Raw genomic sequence first — 21,218 nt, forward strand, 5'->3', positions numbered from 1 at the left:
TCAACAACCTGTCCGGCGTCACCGCGCCGGCAACCGTCTCCCGGGCGGGTCGATCAGCGCATCAGGAGGCCGCCGCCGGATTGCGGGCCGGCGCGGCTGGCCGTGACGGCCGCCGGCCAAACCGCAAACGATCACGCACGGCGGGAATTCGCATTCCCAGCAGGCTGACGGCAATCGCGCCGTAGATCGCCGGCTCCAGCCAGTCGGCCTTCACCAGCCAGAGAAAATGCAGCACGCCGAGCGGCGCTATGAGATAGATGGCGCGATGCAGGCGCAGCCAGTTTCCGCCCATGCGGCGCATCGCGGCCGTGGTCGAGGTCGCGGCCAGCGCAGTCAGCAGAACAAAACCCGCGAAACCGACCGTGATGAACGGCCGTTCCACGATGTCCTCGACGATCATCGGCCAATCGAAGAACTGGTCCAGCACCAGCCAGGTTGCAAAGTGCACCAGCGCATAGAAGAACGTGAACAGCCCGAGCAGGCGACGTACACGCACGATGCGCCGCCAGCCCGTGAGGTTCTTGAGCGGCGTGATGGCAAGCGTGACCAGCAACAGCCGCAGGGCCCAGTCGCCGGTGGTGTGTGTGATGGCCTCGATCGGGTTGGCGCCCAGATCGTCACTGAACGCGCGCCATGCCAGCCACGCAAACGGCGCGAGCGCGGCAATCCAGATCGCCGGCTTGAGCAGCCAGCGGATGCGCTGATCGACGTTCACGCGGGCCTTCCGTTCAGTAGAACTTCCGAAGATCCATGCCGGAATACAGGCCCGCGACCTGATCCGCATAGCCGTTGAACATCAGGGTCTCGCGGCGCGCGGAAAAGAACGAATCCCCGATGCGGCGTTCCTTCTTCTGCGACCAGCGCGGATGCGAGACCTCCGGGTTCACATTCGAATAGAACCCGTACTCGCCTGGCGCGGCCATGTTCCAGCTCGTCGGCGGCTGTTCCTTCGTGAAACTGATCCGCACGATGGACTTGATGCTCTTGAAGCCGTATTTCCACGGCACCACCAGACGCAGCGGCGCACCGTTCTGGTTCGGCAGAATGCGCCCGTACAGCCCGACTGCGAGGATCGTCAACGGGTGCATGGCCTCATCCATGCGCAGCCCTTCGCGATAGGGCCATTCCAGCACGCTGCGGCGCTGGCCGGGCATCTGCTGCGGATCGAGCAGGGTCTCGAACGCAACGTACTTCGCATCCGCCGACGGCTCGAAGCGCCTGAGCAGGGCACCGAGCTCTAGCCCGACCCATGGGATCACCATCGACCAGGCCTCGACGCAACGCAGACGATAGATGCGTTCCTCCAGCGGAAACCCGGAAAGAATGTCCTCGATCCCGATCCGTCCCGGCTTTGCGCAGGCACCATCGACGACGACCTCCCACGGCCGCGTGCGCAGAGTTCCGGCATAGGCCTGGGGGTCGTCCTTGTCGGTGCCGAACTCGTAGAAATTGTTATAGGTCGTAATGTCCTTCCACTCGTTTGGCGCCTCGTCGGTCGACAACGGGCTCTTTCCGGCTGACTTGAAAACGGCATCGCCCGGTGGCTCGCTCTTCGCGACACTCAGGCCCGGCACACCCATCGCACCGGCGGCCAGCGCGGCCTTGAGCCACTGGCGCCGGTCCAGATACAGCGACTCGGGCGTGATCTCCGATGGCGCGATGTCGGTCGGTTTACGAATCAGCATGGTGGATCTCCTCGGCGCGCGGTCTGCACGAACGTTCGTGGTGGCTGGCATTCAGCAAGGGCAACCCCGATTCAGGTCAGCGTTGCCCGCGGCACTAACAGGTTGTCGAAAAAGGCCCGTCCATGGCCTTTTCAACATCGCAACCGAAAAGCGCGGTTTTCGGTAGCTCACGAAAATCAAACACTTGGGTGTTCGATTTTCGGGCGAGACGTCCCTGTCTCGCGATATCAGGCTGTTGAAGTGAGAATTTCAACAGCCTGCTAAGGACGGGCCGCCATTTTCAACGGCGGCAGGCCGTTGGAAATGGGAGAAAACGAAACACCGCGCCTTTTCGTTTTCGTGACTCTGGCAAGCCAGGATGGCCTGATCAGCGCTTCCCAAGAATAGACCGACCCGCGCGCCCAGAAATTGCAGGCGAGTCAGCCCATCGCGTCGATTGCAGCCGTCAACGACGTCACGCCGGTGACCGACATGCCGCCGACCGGGCGCCGCGGCACGTTCGCCTGCGGCACGATTGCGGCGGTAAAGCCGTGCTTGGCCGCCTCGCGAATGCGTTCCTCGCCATTGGGAACCGGCCGCACCTCGCCGGTCAGTCCGATCTCGCCGAACGCCACCAGGCCGCGCGGCAGCGCCCGCCCGCGCAGGCTTGACAGGGCGGAAAGAACCAGCGGCAGATCGGCCGCGGTTTCCGTGATGCGTACGCCGCCGACGGCATTGACGAACACGTCCTGGTCGGCCAGCGTGATGCCGGCGTGACGGTGCACGACCGCGAGCAGCATCGCCAGCCGGTTGTGTTCCAGGCCCACGGCCACACGGCGCGGATTGCCGAGCGGGCTGGTATCGACCAGCGCCTGGAGTTCCACGAGCAGCGGCCGGGTACCCTCGCGCGTAACCATGACAAGACTGCCCGGCACCTCGTGCTCGTGCCGCGCGAGAAAGATCGCCGACGGGTTCGACACCGGTTTGAGCCCGGCACCGGTCATCGCGAAGATGCCGAGTTCGTTCGCGGCACCGAAGCGGTTTTTCACCGCGCGCAGCACACGGTAGCGCTCGCCGGGGTCGCCGTCGAAATACAGCACACAGTCGACCATGTGCTCGAGCACTCGCGGCCCGGCCAGCGCACCCTCTTTGGTGACATGGCCGATCAGCAGGGTCGCACAGCCGCCGCGTTTGGCGTGCTCAACCAGCATTCCCGCGCACTCACGCACCTGCGCGACGGAACCCGGCGCGGACTGCAGACGCTCGGTCACGGCGGTCTGAATGGAATCGACGATGAGGACGGCCGCGCGCTCGGCCTCGGACGCCGCCAGCACCGCCTCGACGCTGGTCTCGGCCAGAATCCCGACGCGGGCCGCGTCCAGTCCGAGGCGCTCGCCGCGCAGGGCGATCTGCGCCGGCGATTCCTCGCCGCTCGCGTACAGCACCGGCCGACCGCCGGACAGCGCCGCGGCGGTCTGCAGCAACAGAGTGGACTTGCCGATCCCGGGGTCGCCGCCGATCAGCACGACCGATCCGGCGACCAGCCCGCCGCCCAGGGCTCGGTCGAACTCGTCCGAACCGGTCGCGAGCCGCGCGGCCTCGCCCCGCTCCACCTCGCCCAGGCGCTGGACCCTGGCGCTCTGCACGCCCGCGTAGCCGCCGCGCCGCCGCGCACCGCCGGCCGGCGAACTCAGCGCGACCTCGTGCAGGGAATTCCACGCGCCGCAATCCGGGCACTGACCGGCCCACTTCGGCTGCTGGCCACCGCAGGCATCGCAGCGATAGACGGATTTGGCGCTCAAGCGTCCGGACCCGCCGACCCGCGGTAGACATGCTCGACGCGCGCGGTGATCCCGCAGAACAGTTCGTAGGCGATGGTGTTGGCGCGCTCGGCGATGGCGTCCGCCGGCAGGCCCGCGCCCCACAGCGTCACCGAGTCCCCGACGCGCGCCTGTTCATGCCCGCGCAGGTCCACACACATCGTGTCCATCGAAACCGTGCCGATCAGCGGCACCGGCCGGTTGCCGAGCAGCACCGGCGTGCCCGAGGGCGCGTGGCGCGGATAACCGTCCCCGTAGCCGGCACCGACGACCCCGACCGGCATGTCCTCGGGGCAGACCCAGGCGCCGCCGTAGCCGATCGCATCGCCCGCGATGTGCTGGTTGATCGCGATCAGCCGGGCGGAGAACGTCATCACCGGCTTCAGGCCGAGTTCCGCCGCCGTGCGGTCGGCAACCGGCGCTCCGCCATAGAGCGCAATCCCCGGGCGAATCCAGTCACCGGCGGCCTCCGGCCAGCTGAACACACCGGCCGAATTGAGCAGGCTCGTTTCGCGGCCGAGTGCAGAGGTCACGTCGGCAAAACGCCGCAGCTGTGTCTCGTTCTCGGGGCGTGCGGGACGATCGGCGTTGGCGAGATGGCTCATGACGCGCACGGTTCGCACGGATTCGAGCCCGTTCAGCCGACTTATCAGCGCTGCGACCTCGGCCGGCTCGACCCCCAGACGGTGCATGCCGGTATCGATCTTCAGCCAGACGTCGACCGATGGCGGGCCAGCGGCCGCGAGCAGGTCGACCTGTTCGCTGCGGTGCACGACCAGGCCCAGCCCAAGTGCCGCCGCGCGTACCAGCTCGGCCCGGTCCGCGGCGCCGGCCAGCAGCAGTACGCGAGATTCGATCCCCGCTGCGCGCAGGGCCTCGCCCTCGTCGAGCCGGGCCACCGCGAGACCGTCGACCAGCGGCGCCAGCATGCGCGCGACCGGCACCAGTCCGTGTCCATAGGCATCGGCCTTGACCACGGCCAGCACCCGCGCATCCGGGGCCTGCGCACGCACACGGGCTAGGTTCGCGACGAGTGCCGCAAGATCGATCTCGACGCGCGGCCTAATCGACGTCTCCGTAACCTTCGCGATACGGAACGTAATCTTCGAATCTTGTGAGATGTGAAATAAATGTCATCTTGACCGTGCCGATCGGCCCGTTTCGTTGCTTGCCGATTACGATCTCAGCGACGCCCTTGTCCTGCGAGTTCTCGTTGTAGACCTCGTCGCGATAGATGAAAAAAATTACGTCCGCATCCTGCTCAATCGAACCTGAGTCGCGCAGGTCCGACATCACCGGGCGCTTGTTCGGCCGCGATTCCAGATTTCGGTTCAACTGCGAAAGCGCGATGACCGGCACGCTGAGTTCCTTCGCCAGCGCCTTGAGCGAGCGGGAGATCTCCGAAATCTCCGCGACGCGGTTGTCGGCATGACTCGGCGACTGCATGAGCTGCAGGTAGTCGATCACGACGAGCCCGAGGTCCCCATGTTCGCGCTTCAGTCGACGCGCGCGGGCGCGCAGCTCCACGGGCGACAGCGCGGCGCTGTCATCGATGAACATCGGCTGGTTGTCGAGCAGACTCACCGCTGAAATTACGCGCGGCCAGTCGGCTTGGTCGAGACGACCGGTTCTAAGCTTTTGTTGATCAATCCGTCCCAATGATGCCAGCATTCGCATCGCGAGCTGTTCGGCCGGCATTTCCATGCTGAAGATAGCCACCGGCTTGCCAACCTTGATCGCGACGTTTTCCGCGATGTTCATAGAAAAACTGGTTTTCCCCATCGACGGCCTGCCGGCAATGATCACCAGATCGCCGGGCTGTAAACCAGAAGTACGTTCATCAAGGTCGTGGAACCCAGTAGGTATGCCGGTGATTGAATCGCCGCGAGTCCTCAGCACCTCGAGACGATCCACGCATAGCCCTAGCAACGGACTAATTGCGCGGAATCCCGCCCCGTCAGGCTGGCGTGAGTCGGCGATCTGGAAAACCTTGCCCTCGGCCGCATCGAGCAACGCGGGTGGAGCCTGGCGTGGAGTGGCGTAGACCGATGCTGCAATCGCGTTCGCAGCTGCCAGCAACTCGCGACGAATAGCATGCTCGCGGACCAAGCGGGCATAAGCCTCGATGTTCGCCGCGCTGGCGGTGTCGATCGCGAGCTGGGCGAGGTAGTCGGAGCCGCCGGCCTCGGCGAGCTGCCCGGTGTCTCGCAGAGACTCGGTAACGGTAATGACGTCGAAGGGATCGTCGCGCTCAGCGAGCCTTGAGATGGCGGCGAACAACACGCGATGTTCGCGGCGGTAGAAGTCCTCCGCCGTCACCGCATCGCCGATGCGCTCCCAGGCGGAGTTGTCCAGCAGCAGCCCGCCGACGACGGCCTGCTCGGATTCGATCGAATGGGGCGGCAGCCGCAGTTGCTGAGCCCGCCCGTCCAGTTCGATCGCGGTTTCGGCGGCACGATCCGGCACGGCAATCCGCCTCGGCGTTGGGCTGTTTATCTTGTCAAACAGCCCGGGCCGCCGACAAGCGGCCCGGCGGGCGCCTATTCCTCGGCGACGAGGACGACGTTCAGCGTCGCGTTGACGTCGGCGTGCAGGTGGACCACCACCTCATGCTCGCCAAGGTGGCGCAGCGGGCCGTCGCCCATGCGCACTTCGGAGCGCTCGATCTCGACGCCGGCGGTTTCCAGCGCATCGACGATGTCGGTCACGCCGACCGAGCCGAACAGGCGACCCTCGTCGCCGACCCGGCAGGCGATCGTCACGGTCTGCGCCTCGATCGTGGTCTTGCGCGCCTCGGCCGCGGAGCGCGCCTCGGCCTCGGCCTGTTCGAGCTCGGCACGACGCGACTCGAAGGCCGCCACGTTGTCGGCCGTCGCCGGCACGGCATGACCGCCCGGGATCAGGAAATTGCGCGCGTAACCGCTCTTGACCTTCACGGTGTCGCCCAGCTTGCCGAGCCGGCCGACCTTTTCAAGCAGAATCACATCCATCGGTATTACCTCGGTTCGAAACCTGCCCCGCCGTGCGCGTATCCGCGCCCTGCGGTCGGAGCGTTGTCAATCAGGTCCGTCGCGCGCGTCTGCGCAAATCGACGAACGAATCCGCGATGCCGAGCACCGCAAGCACCGCGACCGACTGCGGCAGTGTCAGCGCCATCGCGATATACATCAGCACCAGCCACACACGCCCGGCGCCGCGCAGCGCCACCATGTCGTGGGCGACCGCCAGCGCCTGGATTGCACAGACGATCGCCAGCGGCGCCACCACGTCGCGCGCCCACAGTCCCACAGGCGCCGGTACAAACATCGCCAGCGCCAGCGCCGCGGCGGTCGCGATCGCGAATGCCTGTCCGAGCCGCAGTGCACGGAACTCGTCGGCGAATCCGCCCGGGTTGTACAGCGCCGCCTGCCAGGCCCGCGCCAGCAGAAGCGAAGCCGCGAACGTCGCCGTGGCCATCGCGCCGACGGCCGCCGGCATCAGCGCCGCGGCATCGCGCAGGATCGGTTCGGCCTGGCTCGGGTCGAACCCGGGCTGCGATTCAAGCATCGCGCGCAGGGTGCGATCCAGCACGCCGAACCACACTTCCTCCGGCACCGTGATCCTCAGGATCACGATCAGCACCAGGCCGATCCCCGCGGCAGCCGCCAGGCCGAGCGCCAGCGCGCGCGTGTTGCGCAGCACCGATCCGACCAGCACCATCGGCAGCCACAGCCCCAGCACATAGCCGAAGGCCGGCATCGGCGTGCCCAGCAGCAGCGCCACGATCACGGCCGCGGCCAGCGCCGAGACCAGCATGACCACGGCGCCGTCGGTCTCGCCCTTGCGCAGGGTGGCCAGCGCCACCGTGCCCCCGCTTACGACCGCCAGCGGCAGAAACACCAGCGAGCCGATCGCGCTCGTCGTCGCGACCATCGCGGCCTGCGACCGGCCACGCATCGCAAAAGCCGCCAGTGCGCGCATGACCTCGCCCTAACACACGACCGGGCTTACCCCGGTCGGATTCGTTACCGGTGCGCGTCCGAATACGGCAGCAGGGCCAGGAAGCGCGCGCGCTTGATCGCCTCGGCAAGCATGCGCTGGTAGCGCGCCCGCGTGCCGGTGATGCGGCTCGGGACGATCTTGCCGGTCTCGCCAACGTACTGGCGCAGCAGGTTCAGATCCTTGTAATCGATGTCGGTGACGCCGTCGGCCGTGAAGCGGCAAAAGCGTCTGCGCGCGGATCGTGCCATGTTCGATAACCCTTAAAAATACTGGAATTTCGTGTGAATCGGACGTCCGGCCACTCAGGCGGCGTCGCGCGAATCGTCGTCGTCGTTGTCGTCGTCGGACGAATCGTCATCGCTGGAGCGGCGTCCGCGTGAACGCGGGCGGTCGCCACCATCATCCTCGCGTTCGCGCTCGCGCTCCTTGTCCTTGAGCATCGGCGAGGCTTCGGTGACTGCCGCGTCGCGGCGCAGGGTCATGTGGCGCAGGATCGCGTCGTTGAAGCGGAAAATTTCCTCGAGTTCCGCAAGCGCCTCGGCACCGCACTCGACATTCATCAGAATGTAGTGGGCCTTGTGGACCTTGTTGATCGCGAAGGTCAGCTGGCGGCGACCCCAGTCCTCGAAGCGGTGAACGCTGCCACCGTCCTTCTCGATGATGCCGCGATAGCGCTCGGCCATCGCCGGCACCTGGTCGCTCTGGTCCGGATGGACCAGGAACACGATTTCGTAATGTCGCATGGCTGTCTCCCCGTGGGTGATGGCCCCCCGTTGCGAGCGGTGGAGCAAGGAGCGAAAAAAGACGCGCGATGATACGCGAGCCGGCCGGCGCTGTCCACGGCCCCGCCCGCGACCTCAAACCCAGTGTAGTGCGGCGCGCTTGGAGGTACTTTCAGTGAGTCACAGTGCGTCCAGCTGCAAGGCCCGCCTGCGCAGGAATGGCCGTTCCCTTTCAAGCAGGCGCAACGCCGCAGATAGGCGCACTGTGGCGCACCCGAAGGGAGCCCCCCAAAAGCGCCAGCTCCGCGTTGCGGCGCTTGCCAAGGGGGGAGCCATTCGCTGCGCACCGCGCCTTGATCTGACACTTTTGGCGGGCTCTGAATGTGCCTCCAAGCGCGTCGCACTACACTAAGGCACGAAGGCCGGGGTTTGTGCGAAGGTCGCAAAGTTTGAAGCGTTCGCCTGGTCTTCGAAGCTGAAGGCCCGGACCTCGTAGACGTATTCGCCCGGGCTCAGCGCCACGGTCGCTGCCTCCTGATCGCTGAACGTGGTCACATCCCCGTCCACGATTGCGATTCGCTCCCACTCGCCGATTCCTGACATGGGATGGTCATAGCGACGATGAATATAGAAGCCGTCCTCATTCGAGGAATTGTCGTCCCAATCGAGCCGGATCGCGCCTGCGTCCTCAACGGCCGTCAGATTGGACGCGGCATTGACCGCGGGCGGCTGTCCGCCGGAAAATCCCAGGTTGTCGACTCGCCGTATGTCGAAGTTCTGCAGCCGCTGATTCCAGTGCACGTACAGGTCAAACGCCGTGTAACCGGAACCTATCGAGGCATTGACCAGCGCCGAGGACACCACGAATTCATCGAGCGACAGGCGCTGGGCGCCCATCGGCGCGGGGGCATCGCGCTCGAATACATAGCCCTGAAGCACCAGCGGCGCGCTGTGAAAGCCAACTTCCTTGCTGGCCTTGTGGCCCATCAGGTCGGTCACCTCGATCTTCATCACGTGATCGCCGGCCGCGTAGTTCGAAAAATTGATCACGGCGGCATAGCCCGGATTGTCCGAATCCGGGAAGCCCGGATGCGCGGCTGTTACGTCGGTCCGCACCCCGCCGTAACCTAGACGCCCGACGATGAGCCCGTCGATGGTGAGCGTCACGGTATCAACGCCGTCGCTCGACAGCGCCCAGCCGCGTACGACGTTGATTCCGGTCAGGCTCGCGCCTTCGTTCGGGAACTCATGCTGCAACAGCGGCGTGTCAGCGGCCGCCGGAACGGCAGCCGAAAACACGCACGCGGCCACGACCACCCGCAGCAATCCTGCTCTTTGAACGCTCTTCATTTTGCAAGGCTCCTCATTCCGTGCACGGATATTGCATTGACCTTCCCGGCAACAGTGCAATACTTTAGGGGCAAGCTGGAATTCTCGGGCCGTGTTGCAGGAAATTGCAACAGAATACGCAACGAGAGCGTTGCGCAACGCGATTTGGATGTCTTGCCCTGAATCAGACCAAGGCAAGGACGGCGCAACCACCCGTCAACCTGAGCACGAACGATATGTATTCCGACATTCCGCCAAGCACTCTCCCGAGCCGAATCGGCAGGTTTTCGCTGATTGCGATCGTACTGATCGCGATGCTGATCGCCGCCGCCGGCATGGGCATGTTCATGTACAACATGGGTCGTGACATGAGCAATATGACGGTGTCCGTCGTGCAGATGGGCAAGGACGTGCACTCCATGGCCACGGACATGCAGGGCATGGGCCGGCGCATGGAAACCATGGCCAAGAGCATGGTCGAGGGTCAGGCCGGCATGGGCGCGGATTTCCGCATCGTGCGCGAGGGCATGGTCATGATGAGTGGCGACATGCGCAAGATGGGCAATGACATGCACCAACTCAACCAGAGCATTGCGACCATGACGGGCCAGATCAACGCGATGACCGGCAATATCGCGCAGATGAATATCGCGATGGGTCAGATGAACTCATCCATGGGTCACATGGGCAACGACATCAACAAGTTTTCGAATCCCATTCGGATGATGCCCTTCGCACGCTAGCGGGCGGGGGGAGCAGCGCGCTGGCGCACCGCCTCGAACAGACAGACGCCGGCCGCGACGGAAACATTCAGACTCTCGACCGCGCCCGCCATCGGGATCCGGGCGAGGAAATCACACTGCTCGGCGGTCAGACGGCGCAGCCCCGCGCCCTCCGCGCCCAGCACCAGCGCGACGGGGCCGCTGAGGTCGGTCGCGTACAGGGACTGCGTCGCACCGTCCGCCATGCCGACCAGCCACAGACCGAGGCCCTGAAGCTCGCGCAGCGTCCGCGCGAGATTGGTCACCTGAACGAACGGGATGCGCCCGGCGGCCCCGGCCGCGACCTTCGCAACCGTCGGCGTGAGTCCAACCGCGCGATCCCGGGGCGCGACCACGGCGAGCGCGCCCGCGGCCTCGGCACTGCGCAGACAGGCGCCGAGGTTGTGCGGATCGGTCACCCCGTCGAGCACCAGCAGGAGCGCCGGCCGGTCAGCGTTCTCGATCAGGGCTCGCAATGAATGTTCGTCGTGCGTCTCGGGCAACCGAACCTCGGCGGCAATGCCCTGATGTCGAACGCCGGCGAGCATGCGATCGAGTTCACGCGGGTCGACCCGATGGACGGACACACCCAGTGAAGCTGCGGCTTCCACAAGCTCGGTTATGCGCCGATCGTTGCGCCCCTGGGTGACCCAGATCGCCCGGACCGGCGCATCCGCGTGCGCATCCAGTGCCGCACGCACCGCGTGCAGACCGCCGATGCGCGCCGGCTTTTCACTCACCGGCGCTTGCGCTTGTCGCGCTTGCCGCGCCTGGCGGGTTTCTCGCGCGCGGGCTTGTCCTTGCGGGCAGGCTTTGCGCCGCCACGCGAACTGCCATGTTCGAGCAGTTCAAAGTCGATCTTGCGCTCCTCCAGATCGACCCGCGCAACCTTCACGCGCACGCGATCGGCCAGGCGGAACACCTCACCGGATCGCTCGCCTTCCAGCCGATGGCCAACCGGATCGAAGTGGTAGTAATCATTGCGCAGGTTCGTGATGTGCACGAGTCCTTCGACATAGACACCGTCGAGCTCAACGAACAGCCCGAACGACGTCACGGCACTGATCGTGCCTGCATACTCCTCGCCGACATGCGCGAGCATGTATTCGCATTTGAGCCAGTTCACCGCATCGCGCGTGGCTTCGTCGGCGCGCCGCTCGGTCATCGAGCAGTGCTCTCCGGTCTCGAGCAGGCGATCGTGGTTGTACCCGAACGATCCGGGTTTGCCGCCGCGCAGCAGATGCCGGATCGCACGATGCACCAGCAGGTCCGGATAGCGGCGGATCGGCGAAGTGAAGTGCAGATACTCTTCGTAGGCGAGACCGAAATGCCCGACATTGTCCGGCGAATACACCGCCTGCATCATGGATCGCAGCAGCACGGTTTCGACCATTCGCACATCGGGGCGTTCCTGGATGCGCGCGATCAGCCGCGCGTAGTCACCGGGCGTGGGCAACTCGCCACCCGGCAGGCGCAGCCCAAGCTCACCGAGAAACCGCCGCGTGTCAGCGACGCGATCTGCATCGGGCTGTTCGTGGATGCGGAACAGCGTGCCCATCTTTCGACGCAGGAGAAACCGCGCGGCCGAAACGTTCGCGACCAGCATGCACTCCTCGATCAGCCGGTGCGCTTCGAGGCGTTCGCGCTGTTCGATGCGATCAATCTTGCGCTCGGCATCGAACACGATGCGCGTTTCGCTTGACGAGAAGTCAATCGCACCGCGTTTTTCGCGTCCCGTGCGCAGCACCTGATACAGGGCGTTCAGATCGTCGAGCTGCGCGACGACGCCGGAATATTTCCTGCGCAGTCCATGATCGCCACGCACGAGCATGGCCTCGACCTCGCTGTAGGTCAGGCGCGCGTGCGAACGCATGACGCCCTCGAAGAACCGCGTGCGGGTGATCGAGCCATCGCCATCGATGCGCGCCTCGCAACACAGGCACAGCCGGTCGACCTTCGGGTTCAGTGAACACAGCCCGTTGGACAGCACCTCGGGCAGCATCGGAATGACGCGGTCCGGGAAATAGACCGAGTTGCCGCGACTGTAGGCCTCGCGATCCAGCGCCGTGCCGGGCTCGACGTAGCTGCTCACGTCCGCAATCGCGACGATCAGGCGAAAGCCCGAGCGCGTGCGGGTGGCCCACACGGCGTCGTCGAAATCGCGCGCGTCTTCGCCGTCGATCGTCACCAGCGGCAGCTCGCGCAGGTCCTCGCGTCCGGCCTTGGCGGCCTCGGGCACCTCGGTTCCGAACGCCTTCATCTCGTCGACCACCGCATCCGGCCATTCGTGCGGCAGGGCGTGGGCGCGAATCGCGATCTCGATTTCCATGCCCGGCGCCATGTGATCGCCGAGCAGTTCGACCACCCGCCCGACCGGCGGACCATGGCGCGACGGCGCCTCGACGAGTTCGGCCACCACAATCTGCCCGGCGCGCGCGCCACCGGTGTCGTTCGGGCCGATCAGGATGTCGTGGTGGATGCGCGGATTGTCCGGCACCAGAAAACAGGCGCCGCGCTCGTTGTGCAGACGACCCACCACGCGCGTGACGGATCGTTCGATGACCTCGACGACCGCCGCCTCGCGCCGGCCGCGGCGATCCACGCCGGCCACGCGCGCAACGATGCGGTCGCCATGCAGCAGTGCGCGCATCTCGCGCGCCGACAGCGACAGGTCTTCGCCGCCTTCGTCCGGCTTGAGGAAACCGAACCCGTCGGGATGGGCGATGACCCGCCCGCGCACCAGGTCGCGGTCGTTGACCCGACACCAGGCCCCGCGACGGTTGAGGATCAGCTGCCCGGCGCGCCCCATGGCCTCGAGCCGGCGATCCAGCGCCTGACGGTCCGCACCGGAGCTCAGTCCGAACGCCTCTGCGAACTCCTCGGGCTTCGCCGGCGCGCCGTGTTCACGCAGCCAAGCGAGCAGGTACTCGCGGCTCGGGATGGGGTTTTCGTAGTGGCGCGCTTCGCGCGCCCGATGCGGATCGCCCGAGAGCGACTGCTCCCGGCGCGGCTTCTTCGGTGGGCTCATGACGCCGCGATCATCCCCGCTCCGCGGACGTTTGACAAGCCGTCACGGCACCAGTAGATTGCGCGGTCCCACCTGCCGAGGTGGCGGAATTGGTAGACGCGCATGGTTCAGGTCCATGTCGGGGTAACCCGGTGGAGGTTCAAGTCCTCTCCTCGGCACCACATCCTTATCCAGAACACACTGCGGGCGGGCGATCGTGCCTCGGTCGCTCCGGCGGCTCTGAACTGACCGCCACTCTCTGGCCGGACTGATCCGTCCCGCGCGAAGCTGTCCTTCAGGAACGCGAGCAACCGGGCCCACGAACGCCGGTCGGCCCTCTCGTTGTAAGCGAGTCCGTCCATGCCATAGCCGCCCGTATAAGGATTGGCAAAGCCATGCTTGGCGCCCCCATAGATATCCATTTCCCAGTCCACCCTGGCGTCATTCAGATCGCTGGAGAACTGCTCGATTCGGTCTTTGGGCACCGATTCGTCGGAGGCACCGTGGGCGACGAGAATGCGCGGCTTTATCGCTGCAGCCTGCTCGGGAGTCGGCGGCGACAGCGGTCCGTAAACACTTACAGCCGCCGTGAGCGATGCGCCAGCGTAAGTCAATTGCATGGCCGTCGCTCCGCCAAAGCCATACCCAACGACGGCAATCTTTTCCGGATCCACCTGCGAACTCGCCCTGAACTGCTCCACGCCTAGGAGGGCGCGCTTCTGCCAAGCTTCAGTATTTGTTGTGATCTGCATCATCCAGCCTTTGGTGTCCGGCGGTGGAAGGGATTTTGTTTGACACGGACAAGACTGATCTCAAGCCGGAATCAAAGCCCGCGCTCGACGAAGTCGCAAAGCTCCTGAACGATCGTGCTGACCTGAAACTTTATGTAGTCGGGCATACCGATATGCAGGGTAGTCTGGCCCACAGCATGAGTTTGTCGGAAGGTCTCGCCAAGCCGGTCGTCAAAGCGCTGACGGCAGATTACGGGATTGATGGCGCACGGCTGGAAGGCAGGGGCGTCGGACCGCTTGTGCCGGTGGCGACTAATGCGTCCGAAGGCGGTCGCGCAAGCAATCGTCGGGTGGCGCTGGTGCAACGCTGAAAAACATCGGCTGTTGCGGGAAGAACATCATTGCCCAAGCCAAACGGCAACGAAAAGCGGGGAGTCAACCGATCAAGCCGAGTTGCGGATAATCCGGACGCCAACGATTCGCGCGCAAATTCAGCTCGCGGCCTTGACGGACCACCCCAGATCGGCCGCCTTGGCGCGGGCCTGCGCCGGGACGTCCGTTGCAACGAACTGACGGTGCAGGGCTTGTACGCCGATCATGTGGTTGAATACTGCATCCAGATTGTTACGGGTTGCGGCCGTCGTATCATCGCGGTCGTGTAATGCAAACAGCGCATCTACGCCGTCGGCATCCAGCAGGCCCGCGGCCTCAATGCTGCCACCGTCGAGATATTTTCGCGCAAGCCCCTGCATCGCCTGCCATTTCTTCGGGTCCGTATGCGCCGGCGGAGCCATGAAGGCGAATTTCTCGCGCTTGTAAAGCACCTCCGGCAACAGACCCTTCATCGCTTCGCGCAACACCCATTTCTCGGTCTTGCCGCGAATGCGAACGCTGGGCGACAGGGTCGCGGCAAACTCCGCCAGATGATGATCGAGAAACGCGGGCCGGGCCTCCATGGAGTTGGCCATGTCCACGCGATCGCCGCCCCAGGTCAGGATCTGTCCTTCCAGCATGGTCTTGATCCAGACGTACTGTGCGCGATCCAGCGGATGACGGCCCTCGAGGGAATCTGCGTCCAGCGCTGCGGCGATCGCTGCCCCCGGATCGTAGCCAGACAAAACGTCGGCAATCTCGCGGTTCAGAATCCCCGGAACATAGTTTGATGAAGCAAGCCACGGCTGCAGACACGCTGGCGTGAAGCCGACACGCTCGGTCAAGGCGGCATTCTCCACGGCGTTCTCGGCGAGCATCGCGCCCTTGAACAGCGCGTTCTGTTCGTGCAGCAGACGTTTCCATTCCGCGCGTTCTGCCTCGGCCATGTGATCGAGACCGTGCAGGAACAAATCATTGCGAAACGCTGGATAACCCGCGAACAGTTCGTCCGAGCCTTCGCCCGTGACGACCACCTTGTAGCGTGCGTCACGTACATGCCGGCTCATCAGGAACTTCGCAACCGCAAGCGTGTTGTAGACGGTGCGTTCGGTATGCCAGATGGTTTCTTCGAAATAGTCATAGAGATGGTCGGCGGACAGCCGCATCACGTCCTGATTGGCGCCGACCGATTGCGCCATCTCCCGGGCAATCGGGGTCTCGTCATATTGGTCGGAATCAAATCCGATCGTGAAGGCCTTGACCGGCGACTGCTGCACGGCGGATGCAAGCCCGAGAATGGAGCACGAGTCGATTCCACCCGACAGATAACACCCGACCGGCACGTCGGCTTCGAGCCGCAGGTGCACGGCTTCCAGCAGTTTCGCACGCACGCCCTCGATCGCTTCCTCGTCGCTCAGCATGGCATGCACACCATCAGCGGGGAACGGCATGTCCCAATAGCGGCGATCGCTGATCTGCAGTCGACCATCGCGGCGGCGGATCGTCACCACGTGGCCAGGCCTGACCTGATGGATGCCGGCAAAGGCCGTGCTTCCGGGGACAATGGCCTGCATCAGCTGGTGATAAAGACCCTGCGGGTCGAACCGGCGCGGAACATCGGGATGCGCGAACAGCACCTTGAGTTCCGAACCAAAGATGACGTTGCCACCGACTTCCGTCCAGTAGAGCGGTTTAATTCCGAACCGGTCCCTGACCAGATGCACGGTGTCGGCTTCGTGGTCGTAGAGTGCGAACGCAAACTCGCCGCGCAGATGCGGCAGGGTTCCCTCCAGCCCAAAACGAGGATACAGATGCAGGATGATCTCGGAATCCGACTTGGTCTGGAATCTTGCGCCGTCCGCCGTCAATTCCGCGCGGATTCGCTTGTAGTCGTAGAGTTCGCCGTTCTTGGTCAGCAGCAGTTTGCCGTCTGTCGTCACAAACGGCTGGCGCCCACGGTTTTCATCCAGATCAATGATGGACAGGCGCGCATGGCTGAATCCGATCCCGTCCATGACCTGCCAGCCGAAGCCGTCCGGCCCCCGGTGATGTTGGATTGCCGCCATGGCGACCAGCGTTTCGGGATCGACCGGACGAGACCGATCGGCATGAAAAACCCCCGCTATGCCGCACATGGTGTTACTCCAATGGGCCTGTACGCCGCGTAATTGTGAATACAGATGGACTTGGCGCAGGACAGCGTCGCTCTGCCCGCCCGTCGAGCAAATGGATGCATATGGGTAATAAAAGTCAGGAAAACGTTTTAAGAATCGCCGACAGCAGCGCCATGCGAACGAACACCGCGCCGCGTGCCTGCGCGAAGTACCAGTTGTGCGACGTATCGTCGAGACTCGAATCCAGCTCGGCGCCGCGTGCCAACGGGTGCATGACAATCGCATCGGACTTCAGCGGCGAGTTCGCATCCAGCCGGTATCGAACGCCAAGCTCTTCGTAACCGTCACCGGTCCACGCGATGGAATTGATATAGACCACATCGAGTTCCGGCAGCACAGCGTCGAGATCCGACGTGATCCCAACCTTCAGACCGGCACGGCGAAGCTCCTCAAGTTGACCGTCCGCAAATGGTACCTTCTCGTCCGATATCACCGTGACCGCTTCGATTCCCCGGGCAAGCTGCGCCAGCATGAGCAACAGGCTGCGAACTGTGCGCATGCGCGCAGGCACACCAATGATGCCAATCCGCACATTGCATTTGGGGTGCTCGCGTGCGAGCTCCGGACACGATTTAAGGATTGCGTAGATATCGGCCATTGCCTGGGTTGGATGCTCGTCCAGGCCGTTTCCGGCGTTGACGATCGGTATGCGCAGAGCCTCCATCATTTCGTACACGGCACGATCGTTACTGTCACGCAGCACCACCAGATCGCCGTATGCATTGAGCATCTCGCCCACGTCGTGGAGCGATTCGCCCTTCGCGATGCCGGTGGATGCCGGGTCCGTGATGGACATGATGTCGCCGCCGAGACGATGCCAGGCACTCTCGAATGAAAGCCGCGTTCGCGTGCTGGGTTCGTAGAACGCACTGACCAGGATGCGCCCGGTCAACGGACGACTCACGGTCTGGCGCTTGGTTTCATATCGCGCGGCGACACGACACAGCTGCACAAGTTGCGATCGATCGAACTGGCGTGCCGACACAACCGGCCGGTTGACAAGGTCAAGCAAGGGCGTCAGATCCTCGCCGACGACGTCCATCAGCGCGCGTGGACGCTCGAACCCGGTTCGGTCGAGCGCGGGCTCCTCGAGTGGTTCGAGCAGTCGCTGGGATAGATTGCGTTTCACCACAGTTCTCCTTTGCGGCGGTCGCGTAACCACAAAACGACCAACAGGATTGGCGACACGGCTGTGACCAGCGTGGCCACGATGACGAGAACCCCGAGTACGGATGCAGACGCAGTCATGACACGCCCTCACGGGGATTCAGCCGCGCCCAGTCGAACGCCGCGGGTCGCAGCCAGGTGCTCACGATCACGGCCAGCATGGACACGGCAGCCGAAACCAGCGCCGCGACATAGAACCCGATCGAGAAATACGCGATCAGCCCGGTGACAGTACCGAGTACCATGCCCGACACCGCGCCCGTTGAGTTCGCGTTGCGCCAGAAAAGCCCCGCAGCCACGGGCCAGATCGTGCTGGCGACAAACGCGCCGGTGAAATACAGGAGTTCCGCAAGCGTCGCCAGACGTGGCAAGCACAGCAGCCAGGTCATCAGCCCCAGCCCGAGTACGACCCAACGCGCGACGCTCGCCAGGTGTTCGGGGCTCGCATCCGGACGCACGTGCCCCTTGTACAGATCGGTCAGCACCAGATCGGATGTCGCGGCCAACAGCGAATCCAGACTCGAAGCCAGCGCCGCAAACACGACGATGAAAACCAGCACGGCACCAACACTTCCCAGCAACTGCGCGGCCACCATCGGGCCCACCATGTCACCCGCGGGTACATTCAGCCCCAGCGCCGGCACCCCGAGCGCGATGAATCCCGCAACGATCGGCACGGGCGCCCACATCAGGCCGGCCAGCAGGTAGGCCTTGAAGCCGACGTTTTCACGGAACGCGAATGCGCGGCTCCACCAGACGTTGGAGTGAAAGATCTCGCCGATGCCGAACAACAGATTGTTGAACAGGAACATGATCGCCGCCGGCATCAGCAGATTCAGCAGTTCCGGACGCTCTTCGACCACGGCGGCGTGCATGGTGTCGATCCCGATCCGGTCGATCGCAAGCCAGCCGAGCACGACGATGCCGACCAGAATGATCAGCGTCTGAATAAAGTCGGTACCAATGACCGCACGCAGACCGCCAAGCAGCGTGTAGGCAACGCAGATCCAGACAATCACGGTCATGCCGATGCGGTAGTCAATACCGGTCAGCGCGTGGATCAGCACGCCGCCGGCCATGCCCATGGAGATCAGCCAACCCAGCGCATAGAAGAAGGAAATCAGCAGGAACACCCGCCATGCCGTATTGCCGTAACGAAGCCGGATGAAGTCACCACTGGTGAATGCGCCGGGCATCAGTGCGCGGATGCGGCGCGCCAGCGGCGCGAACAGCAGCAACCCGATCGAGCCCAGCGAATAGCCGATCATGCCCCAGAGCCCAAGCTGCAGGGCGAGCTGCGGCGCGGCCATGGTGGTGTTCGAGGTGACCCAGGTCGCCATCGCCGTGGCCGTACCCAGCGCGAGCCCAACCTTGCGCCCGGCGAGCATGTAACCCTCCAGATCACGATTGCGACGCCCGAACGACCAGCCGAGCACGACCCACAACGCGCTGAACAACGCAAGGATCAACCAGCCCGTACTGCTGTCGAGCACGGCGGAGTTGACGACGTTCACGCGGCCACAACCAGCTCCGCTAATTCGGCGATGAATTCGTCTGTGGACATCACGCGCGCATAGCGGTCGGTCATGGTCGTGATGGTTGCATGCTGCAGTTCCGGTGTTACGGTCGCGCAACCATCGGAGATCAGCGTGACGTGGAACCCGAGGTCACAGGCATCGCGAATGGCCGTTGACACGCACTCGTTTGAATACACACCAACGACCACAAGCCCGGTGATGTTCAGATTGCGCAGAATGTATTCAATATTCGTCGAGGTGAACACGCCCGACGCCGTCTTGTTGATGACGATCTCGTCGCCCACCGGTGCCACTTGTTCGAGAAACTGCGCTTCCCGCGAGCCGGGCGGCGCGTGCAGGCCGAGTCGTTTGTGCCCCGGACCTCGATCGCGGCCGTCCTGTGTCAACGACTGTATGCGCGTGTGAATGACCTCCAGCCCGCGCGCGCGAAACGCGTCCTGCAGACGGCGAACATTCGGCAGCACCAGTGCATCGAGCCGCTCGAAGTAGTAGGTCTGTGCCTGCTCGGGAACGCCGGATCGCTTTGCATCCGCGAACACTCCACAACCACGCGCGGCGTCGAGATATTGAAGATCAATGCACAGCAGTGCGGTATCCGCATGGCGGATCGACGTACGGACCGCCGGCGTTTCCGTGATCGCATGTCGATACGATTCGCGCAGCGGGTCAACGTTCAGAAAGGCATCGGCCGATTGCGTGGATTTACTCATGAATACATTCCGAATCAGGCGGCGAGTCGAAGCAGTGTGCCAATCAGCACGTTCGTGCCGGTTTCGATATCGCGCAATGAAGTCCACTCCGCCGGCGAATGGCTACGGCCATCACGGCTGGGGACGAAGATCATTCCGGCCGGCGCGATGGAGGCCATGATCTGCGTGTCATGGGCGGCCCCGCTGGGCAGCCGCATGGCATTGACCTCGCGCTCGGCCGCGGCGGCCTCGATGGCGGAGACCACGCTGTCGTGACAACGTACCGGCGCGATCTCGCTGAGCACCTCGAACTCGAACATCAGCCCGCGGCGTCGCGCGATCGCTTCCAGCGTGCGCCGGAATGCACTTGCAAGATCGGCGAGTACAGCCGGATTGGTATCGCGAACATCCAGCGAAAACTCAGCGATTCCCGGCACCACGTTCGCCGCTCCCGGATGCAACTGCACGCGACCGACTGTTGCGCGGCTGCGCGGACTGCCGTATTCCTCGAGCACGCGCGTCATCTGCTGTGCAAATTCCGCCATGCCCTGGAACGCATCGCGACGCAGGTCCATCGGCGTGGTACCCGCATGGTCGGCGGCACCCGTGTAACGCACATTCCATTTGAACAGCCCGGTGATCGCCTCGACGACTCCGAGTGGAACCTGCTGGCGGTCGAGCACCGGACCCTGCTCGATATGCAGTTCAACGAAGGCAAGGATGCTTCCGGGCGCGCGGTGTGCCGCAAGCGCTTCGCGGGCGTCCATCCCGTGCTCGGCCATCGCTTCAGTCAACTTGACGCCGTCGAGGTCTTCCGCGGCCGCGAGATCCTCCGGCGTCAGTTGCCCGCACAGCGCCTGCGATCCGAACAGGCCGCCGAAACGGCCCTCTTCGTCGCTGAAACCAACGAGTTCGACGCGGTGGCGCAGGCCCAAATCTGACTCCGCCAGCACACGCAGGGCCTCAAGGCCACAGATCACGCCGAGCGCGCCATCGAGATGACCCGCGCCGGGCACGGAATCCAGGTGCGAGCCTGTCATGACGGTGGTGGCGGTCGCATCACCCAGCCAGCCGCTGACGTTGCCGGCGCCGTCCATCGCATGGGGCAATCCCGCGGCTTCCAGCCGCTCACGCAGCCAAGCGCGCGCCTGCATATCGGCGGCGCTGAACGCGGTGCGGTGGATGCCGTGGTCGCTGGCCCGACCGATCCCCGACAACTCATCGAGGTCCGCTCGTAGACGCTCGAGGTTGCATGCGAGCATC

General features: G+C 64.3%; 19 protein-coding genes, 1 tRNA gene and 1 pseudogene. 3 read left to right on the forward strand and 18 right to left on the reverse strand.

The features are described from left to right. Positions 1 to 61: 61 nt before the first annotated feature. From KDG50_00970 to KDG50_01015, 10 genes are all read right to left on the reverse strand, one after another. Positions 62 to 784 carry a sulfoxide reductase heme-binding subunit YedZ gene (locus KDG50_00970; GenBank protein ID MCB1863976.1) on the reverse strand — a complete coding sequence of 241 codons (723 nt, stop codon included), beginning with the start codon at positions 782 to 784 and terminating at the stop codon, positions 62 to 64. Beyond that, positions 729 to 1,685, reverse strand: a complete 957-nt coding sequence (gene msrP, locus KDG50_00975; GenBank protein ID MCB1863977.1) for a protein-methionine-sulfoxide reductase catalytic subunit MsrP — start codon at positions 1,683 to 1,685, stop codon at positions 729 to 731. The genes KDG50_00970 and msrP overlap by 56 nt, the downstream gene beginning before the upstream one ends. Positions 1,686 to 2,104: 419 nt before the next feature. After that, positions 2,105 to 3,466, reverse strand: coding sequence for a DNA repair protein RadA (gene radA / locus KDG50_00980; protein ID MCB1863978.1), 1,362 nt, complete (start codon positions 3,464 to 3,466; stop codon positions 2,105 to 2,107). Continuing rightward, complete coding sequence (gene alr, locus KDG50_00985) at positions 3,463 to 4,551, reverse strand: alanine racemase (GenBank protein MCB1863979.1); 1,089 nt, start codon at positions 4,549 to 4,551, stop codon at positions 3,463 to 3,465. The genes radA and alr overlap by 4 nt, the downstream gene beginning before the upstream one ends. Continuing rightward, complete coding sequence (gene dnaB / locus KDG50_00990; GenBank protein ID MCB1863980.1) at positions 4,547 to 5,896, reverse strand: replicative DNA helicase; 1,350 nt, start codon at positions 5,894 to 5,896, stop codon at positions 4,547 to 4,549. The genes alr and dnaB overlap by 5 nt, the downstream gene beginning before the upstream one ends. A gap of 128 nt (positions 5,897 to 6,024) precedes the next feature. Further along, the gene (gene rplI / locus KDG50_00995; protein ID MCB1863981.1) at positions 6,025 to 6,474 is read right to left on the reverse strand and encodes a 50S ribosomal protein L9; all 450 of its coding nucleotides are present in this window, start codon (positions 6,472 to 6,474) and stop codon (positions 6,025 to 6,027) included. Positions 6,475 to 6,544: 70 nt separating this feature from the next. Then, on the reverse strand, positions 6,545 to 7,444 hold the full coding sequence (locus tag KDG50_01000) for a hypothetical protein (protein ID MCB1863982.1): 900 nt from the start codon (positions 7,442 to 7,444) through the stop codon (positions 6,545 to 6,547). Positions 7,445 to 7,488: 44 nt separating this feature from the next. Further along, positions 7,489 to 7,713, reverse strand: a complete 225-nt coding sequence (locus KDG50_01005) for a 30S ribosomal protein S18 (protein ID MCB1863983.1) — start codon at positions 7,711 to 7,713, stop codon at positions 7,489 to 7,491. A gap of 54 nt (positions 7,714 to 7,767) precedes the next feature. After that, entirely contained in the window at positions 7,768 to 8,208 is a 441-nt protein-coding gene (gene rpsF, locus KDG50_01010) for a 30S ribosomal protein S6 (GenBank protein ID MCB1863984.1), read from the reverse strand. A gap of 387 nt (positions 8,209 to 8,595) precedes the next feature. Then, entirely contained in the window at positions 8,596 to 9,537 is a 942-nt protein-coding gene (locus KDG50_01015; protein MCB1863985.1) for a hypothetical protein, read from the reverse strand. Positions 9,538 to 9,752: 215 nt separating this feature from the next. Between KDG50_01015 and KDG50_01020 the strand changes: the two genes are divergently transcribed. After that, positions 9,753 to 10,259, forward strand: coding sequence for an LPXTG cell wall surface anchor family - like protein (locus KDG50_01020; GenBank protein MCB1863986.1), 507 nt, complete (start codon positions 9,753 to 9,755; stop codon positions 10,257 to 10,259). Here KDG50_01020 and rlmB read toward each other — a convergent pair. Both rlmB and rnr read right to left on the reverse strand, forming a co-directional pair. Further along, the gene (gene rlmB / locus KDG50_01025; GenBank protein MCB1863987.1) at positions 10,256 to 11,017 is read right to left on the reverse strand and encodes a 23S rRNA (guanosine(2251)-2'-O)-methyltransferase RlmB; all 762 of its coding nucleotides are present in this window, start codon (positions 11,015 to 11,017) and stop codon (positions 10,256 to 10,258) included. The genes KDG50_01020 and rlmB overlap by 4 nt on opposite strands. Further along, a complete protein-coding gene (gene rnr / locus KDG50_01030; protein ID MCB1863988.1) occupies positions 11,014 to 13,305 on the reverse strand; it encodes a ribonuclease R in 2,292 nt (763 codons plus the stop codon). The genes rlmB and rnr overlap by 4 nt, the downstream gene beginning before the upstream one ends. A gap of 74 nt (positions 13,306 to 13,379) precedes the next feature. Here rnr and KDG50_01035 point away from each other — a divergent pair. Then, positions 13,380 to 13,466, forward strand: a tRNA-Leu gene (locus KDG50_01035). Positions 13,467 to 13,574: 108 nt separating this feature from the next. Here KDG50_01035 and KDG50_01040 read toward each other — a convergent pair. Next, a pseudogene (locus KDG50_01040) lies at positions 13,575 to 14,039 on the reverse strand (dienelactone hydrolase family protein). Positions 14,040 to 14,059: 20 nt separating this feature from the next. Between KDG50_01040 and KDG50_01045 the strand changes: the two are divergent. After that, positions 14,060 to 14,386 (forward strand): OmpA family protein, encoded by a 327-nt coding sequence (locus KDG50_01045; GenBank protein ID MCB1863989.1) that lies wholly within the window; start codon positions 14,060 to 14,062, stop codon positions 14,384 to 14,386. 120 nt (positions 14,387 to 14,506) lie between these two features. Here the strand turns inward: KDG50_01045 and asnB are convergent, their stop codons facing one another. The 5 genes from asnB to KDG50_01070 form a co-directional block, all read right to left on the reverse strand. Further along, positions 14,507 to 16,522, reverse strand: a complete 2,016-nt coding sequence (gene asnB, locus KDG50_01050; GenBank protein MCB1863990.1) for an asparagine synthase (glutamine-hydrolyzing) — start codon at positions 16,520 to 16,522, stop codon at positions 14,507 to 14,509. Positions 16,523 to 16,637: 115 nt separating this feature from the next. Further along, the gene (locus tag KDG50_01055) at positions 16,638 to 17,603 is read right to left on the reverse strand and encodes an aspartate carbamoyltransferase (GenBank protein MCB1863991.1); all 966 of its coding nucleotides are present in this window, start codon (positions 17,601 to 17,603) and stop codon (positions 16,638 to 16,640) included. A 202-nt stretch (positions 17,604 to 17,805) separates the two neighbouring features. Beyond that, positions 17,806 to 19,242, reverse strand: a complete 1,437-nt coding sequence (locus KDG50_01060; protein ID MCB1863992.1) for a sodium:solute symporter family protein — start codon at positions 19,240 to 19,242, stop codon at positions 17,806 to 17,808. After that, positions 19,239 to 19,976: a cysteine hydrolase gene (locus KDG50_01065; protein MCB1863993.1), complete on the reverse strand. Its 738-nt coding sequence runs from the start codon at positions 19,974 to 19,976 to the stop codon at positions 19,239 to 19,241. Before KDG50_01065 ends, KDG50_01060 begins: the two co-directional genes overlap by 4 nt. A 14-nt stretch (positions 19,977 to 19,990) precedes the next feature. Further along, a complete protein-coding gene (locus KDG50_01070) occupies positions 19,991 to 21,217 on the reverse strand; it encodes a Zn-dependent hydrolase (protein MCB1863994.1) in 1,227 nt (408 codons plus the stop codon). Position 21,218 lies beyond the last annotated feature (1 nt).

This window comes from Chromatiales bacterium (assembly GCA_020445605.1).
Classification (GTDB): Bacteria; Pseudomonadota; Gammaproteobacteria; order JAGRGH01; family JAGRGH01; genus JAGRGH01.

Excerpts from the sequence above, each read along its gene's own strand:
- msrP (MCB1863977.1), bottom strand. The coding sequence starts at position 1,685 with ATGCTGATTCGTAAACCGACCGACATCGCGCCATCGGAGATCACGCCC.
- KDG50_01055 (MCB1863991.1), bottom strand. The coding sequence starts at position 17,603 with ATGGACGTCGTCGGCGAGGATCTGACGCCCTTGCTTGACCTTGTCAAC.
- KDG50_00970 (MCB1863976.1), bottom strand. The coding sequence starts at position 784 with ATGCGGATCAGGTCGCGGGCCTGTATTCCGGCATGGATCTTCGGAAGT.
- KDG50_01070 (MCB1863994.1), bottom strand. The coding sequence starts at position 21,217 with ATGCTCGCATGCAACCTCGAGCGTCTACGAGCGGACCTCGATGAGTTG.
- KDG50_01000 (MCB1863982.1), bottom strand. The coding sequence starts at position 7,444 with ATGCGCGCACTGGCGGCTTTTGCGATGCGTGGCCGGTCGCAGGCCGCG.
- rplI (MCB1863981.1), bottom strand. The coding sequence starts at position 6,474 with ATGGATGTGATTCTGCTTGAAAAGGTCGGCCGGCTCGGCAAGCTGGGC.
- KDG50_01020 (MCB1863986.1), top strand. The coding sequence starts at position 9,753 with ATGTATTCCGACATTCCGCCAAGCACTCTCCCGAGCCGAATCGGCAGG.
- KDG50_01005 (MCB1863983.1), bottom strand. The coding sequence starts at position 7,713 with ATGGCACGATCCGCGCGCAGACGCTTTTGCCGCTTCACGGCCGACGGC.
- KDG50_01065 (MCB1863993.1), bottom strand. The coding sequence starts at position 19,976 with ATGAGTAAATCCACGCAATCGGCCGATGCCTTTCTGAACGTTGACCCG.
- rnr (MCB1863988.1), bottom strand. The coding sequence starts at position 13,305 with ATGAGCCCACCGAAGAAGCCGCGCCGGGAGCAGTCGCTCTCGGGCGAT.
- rpsF (MCB1863984.1), bottom strand. The coding sequence starts at position 8,208 with ATGCGACATTACGAAATCGTGTTCCTGGTCCATCCGGACCAGAGCGAC.
- asnB (MCB1863990.1), bottom strand. The coding sequence starts at position 16,522 with ATGTGCGGCATAGCGGGGGTTTTTCATGCCGATCGGTCTCGTCCGGTC.
- KDG50_01015 (MCB1863985.1), bottom strand. The coding sequence starts at position 9,537 with ATGAAGAGCGTTCAAAGAGCAGGATTGCTGCGGGTGGTCGTGGCCGCG.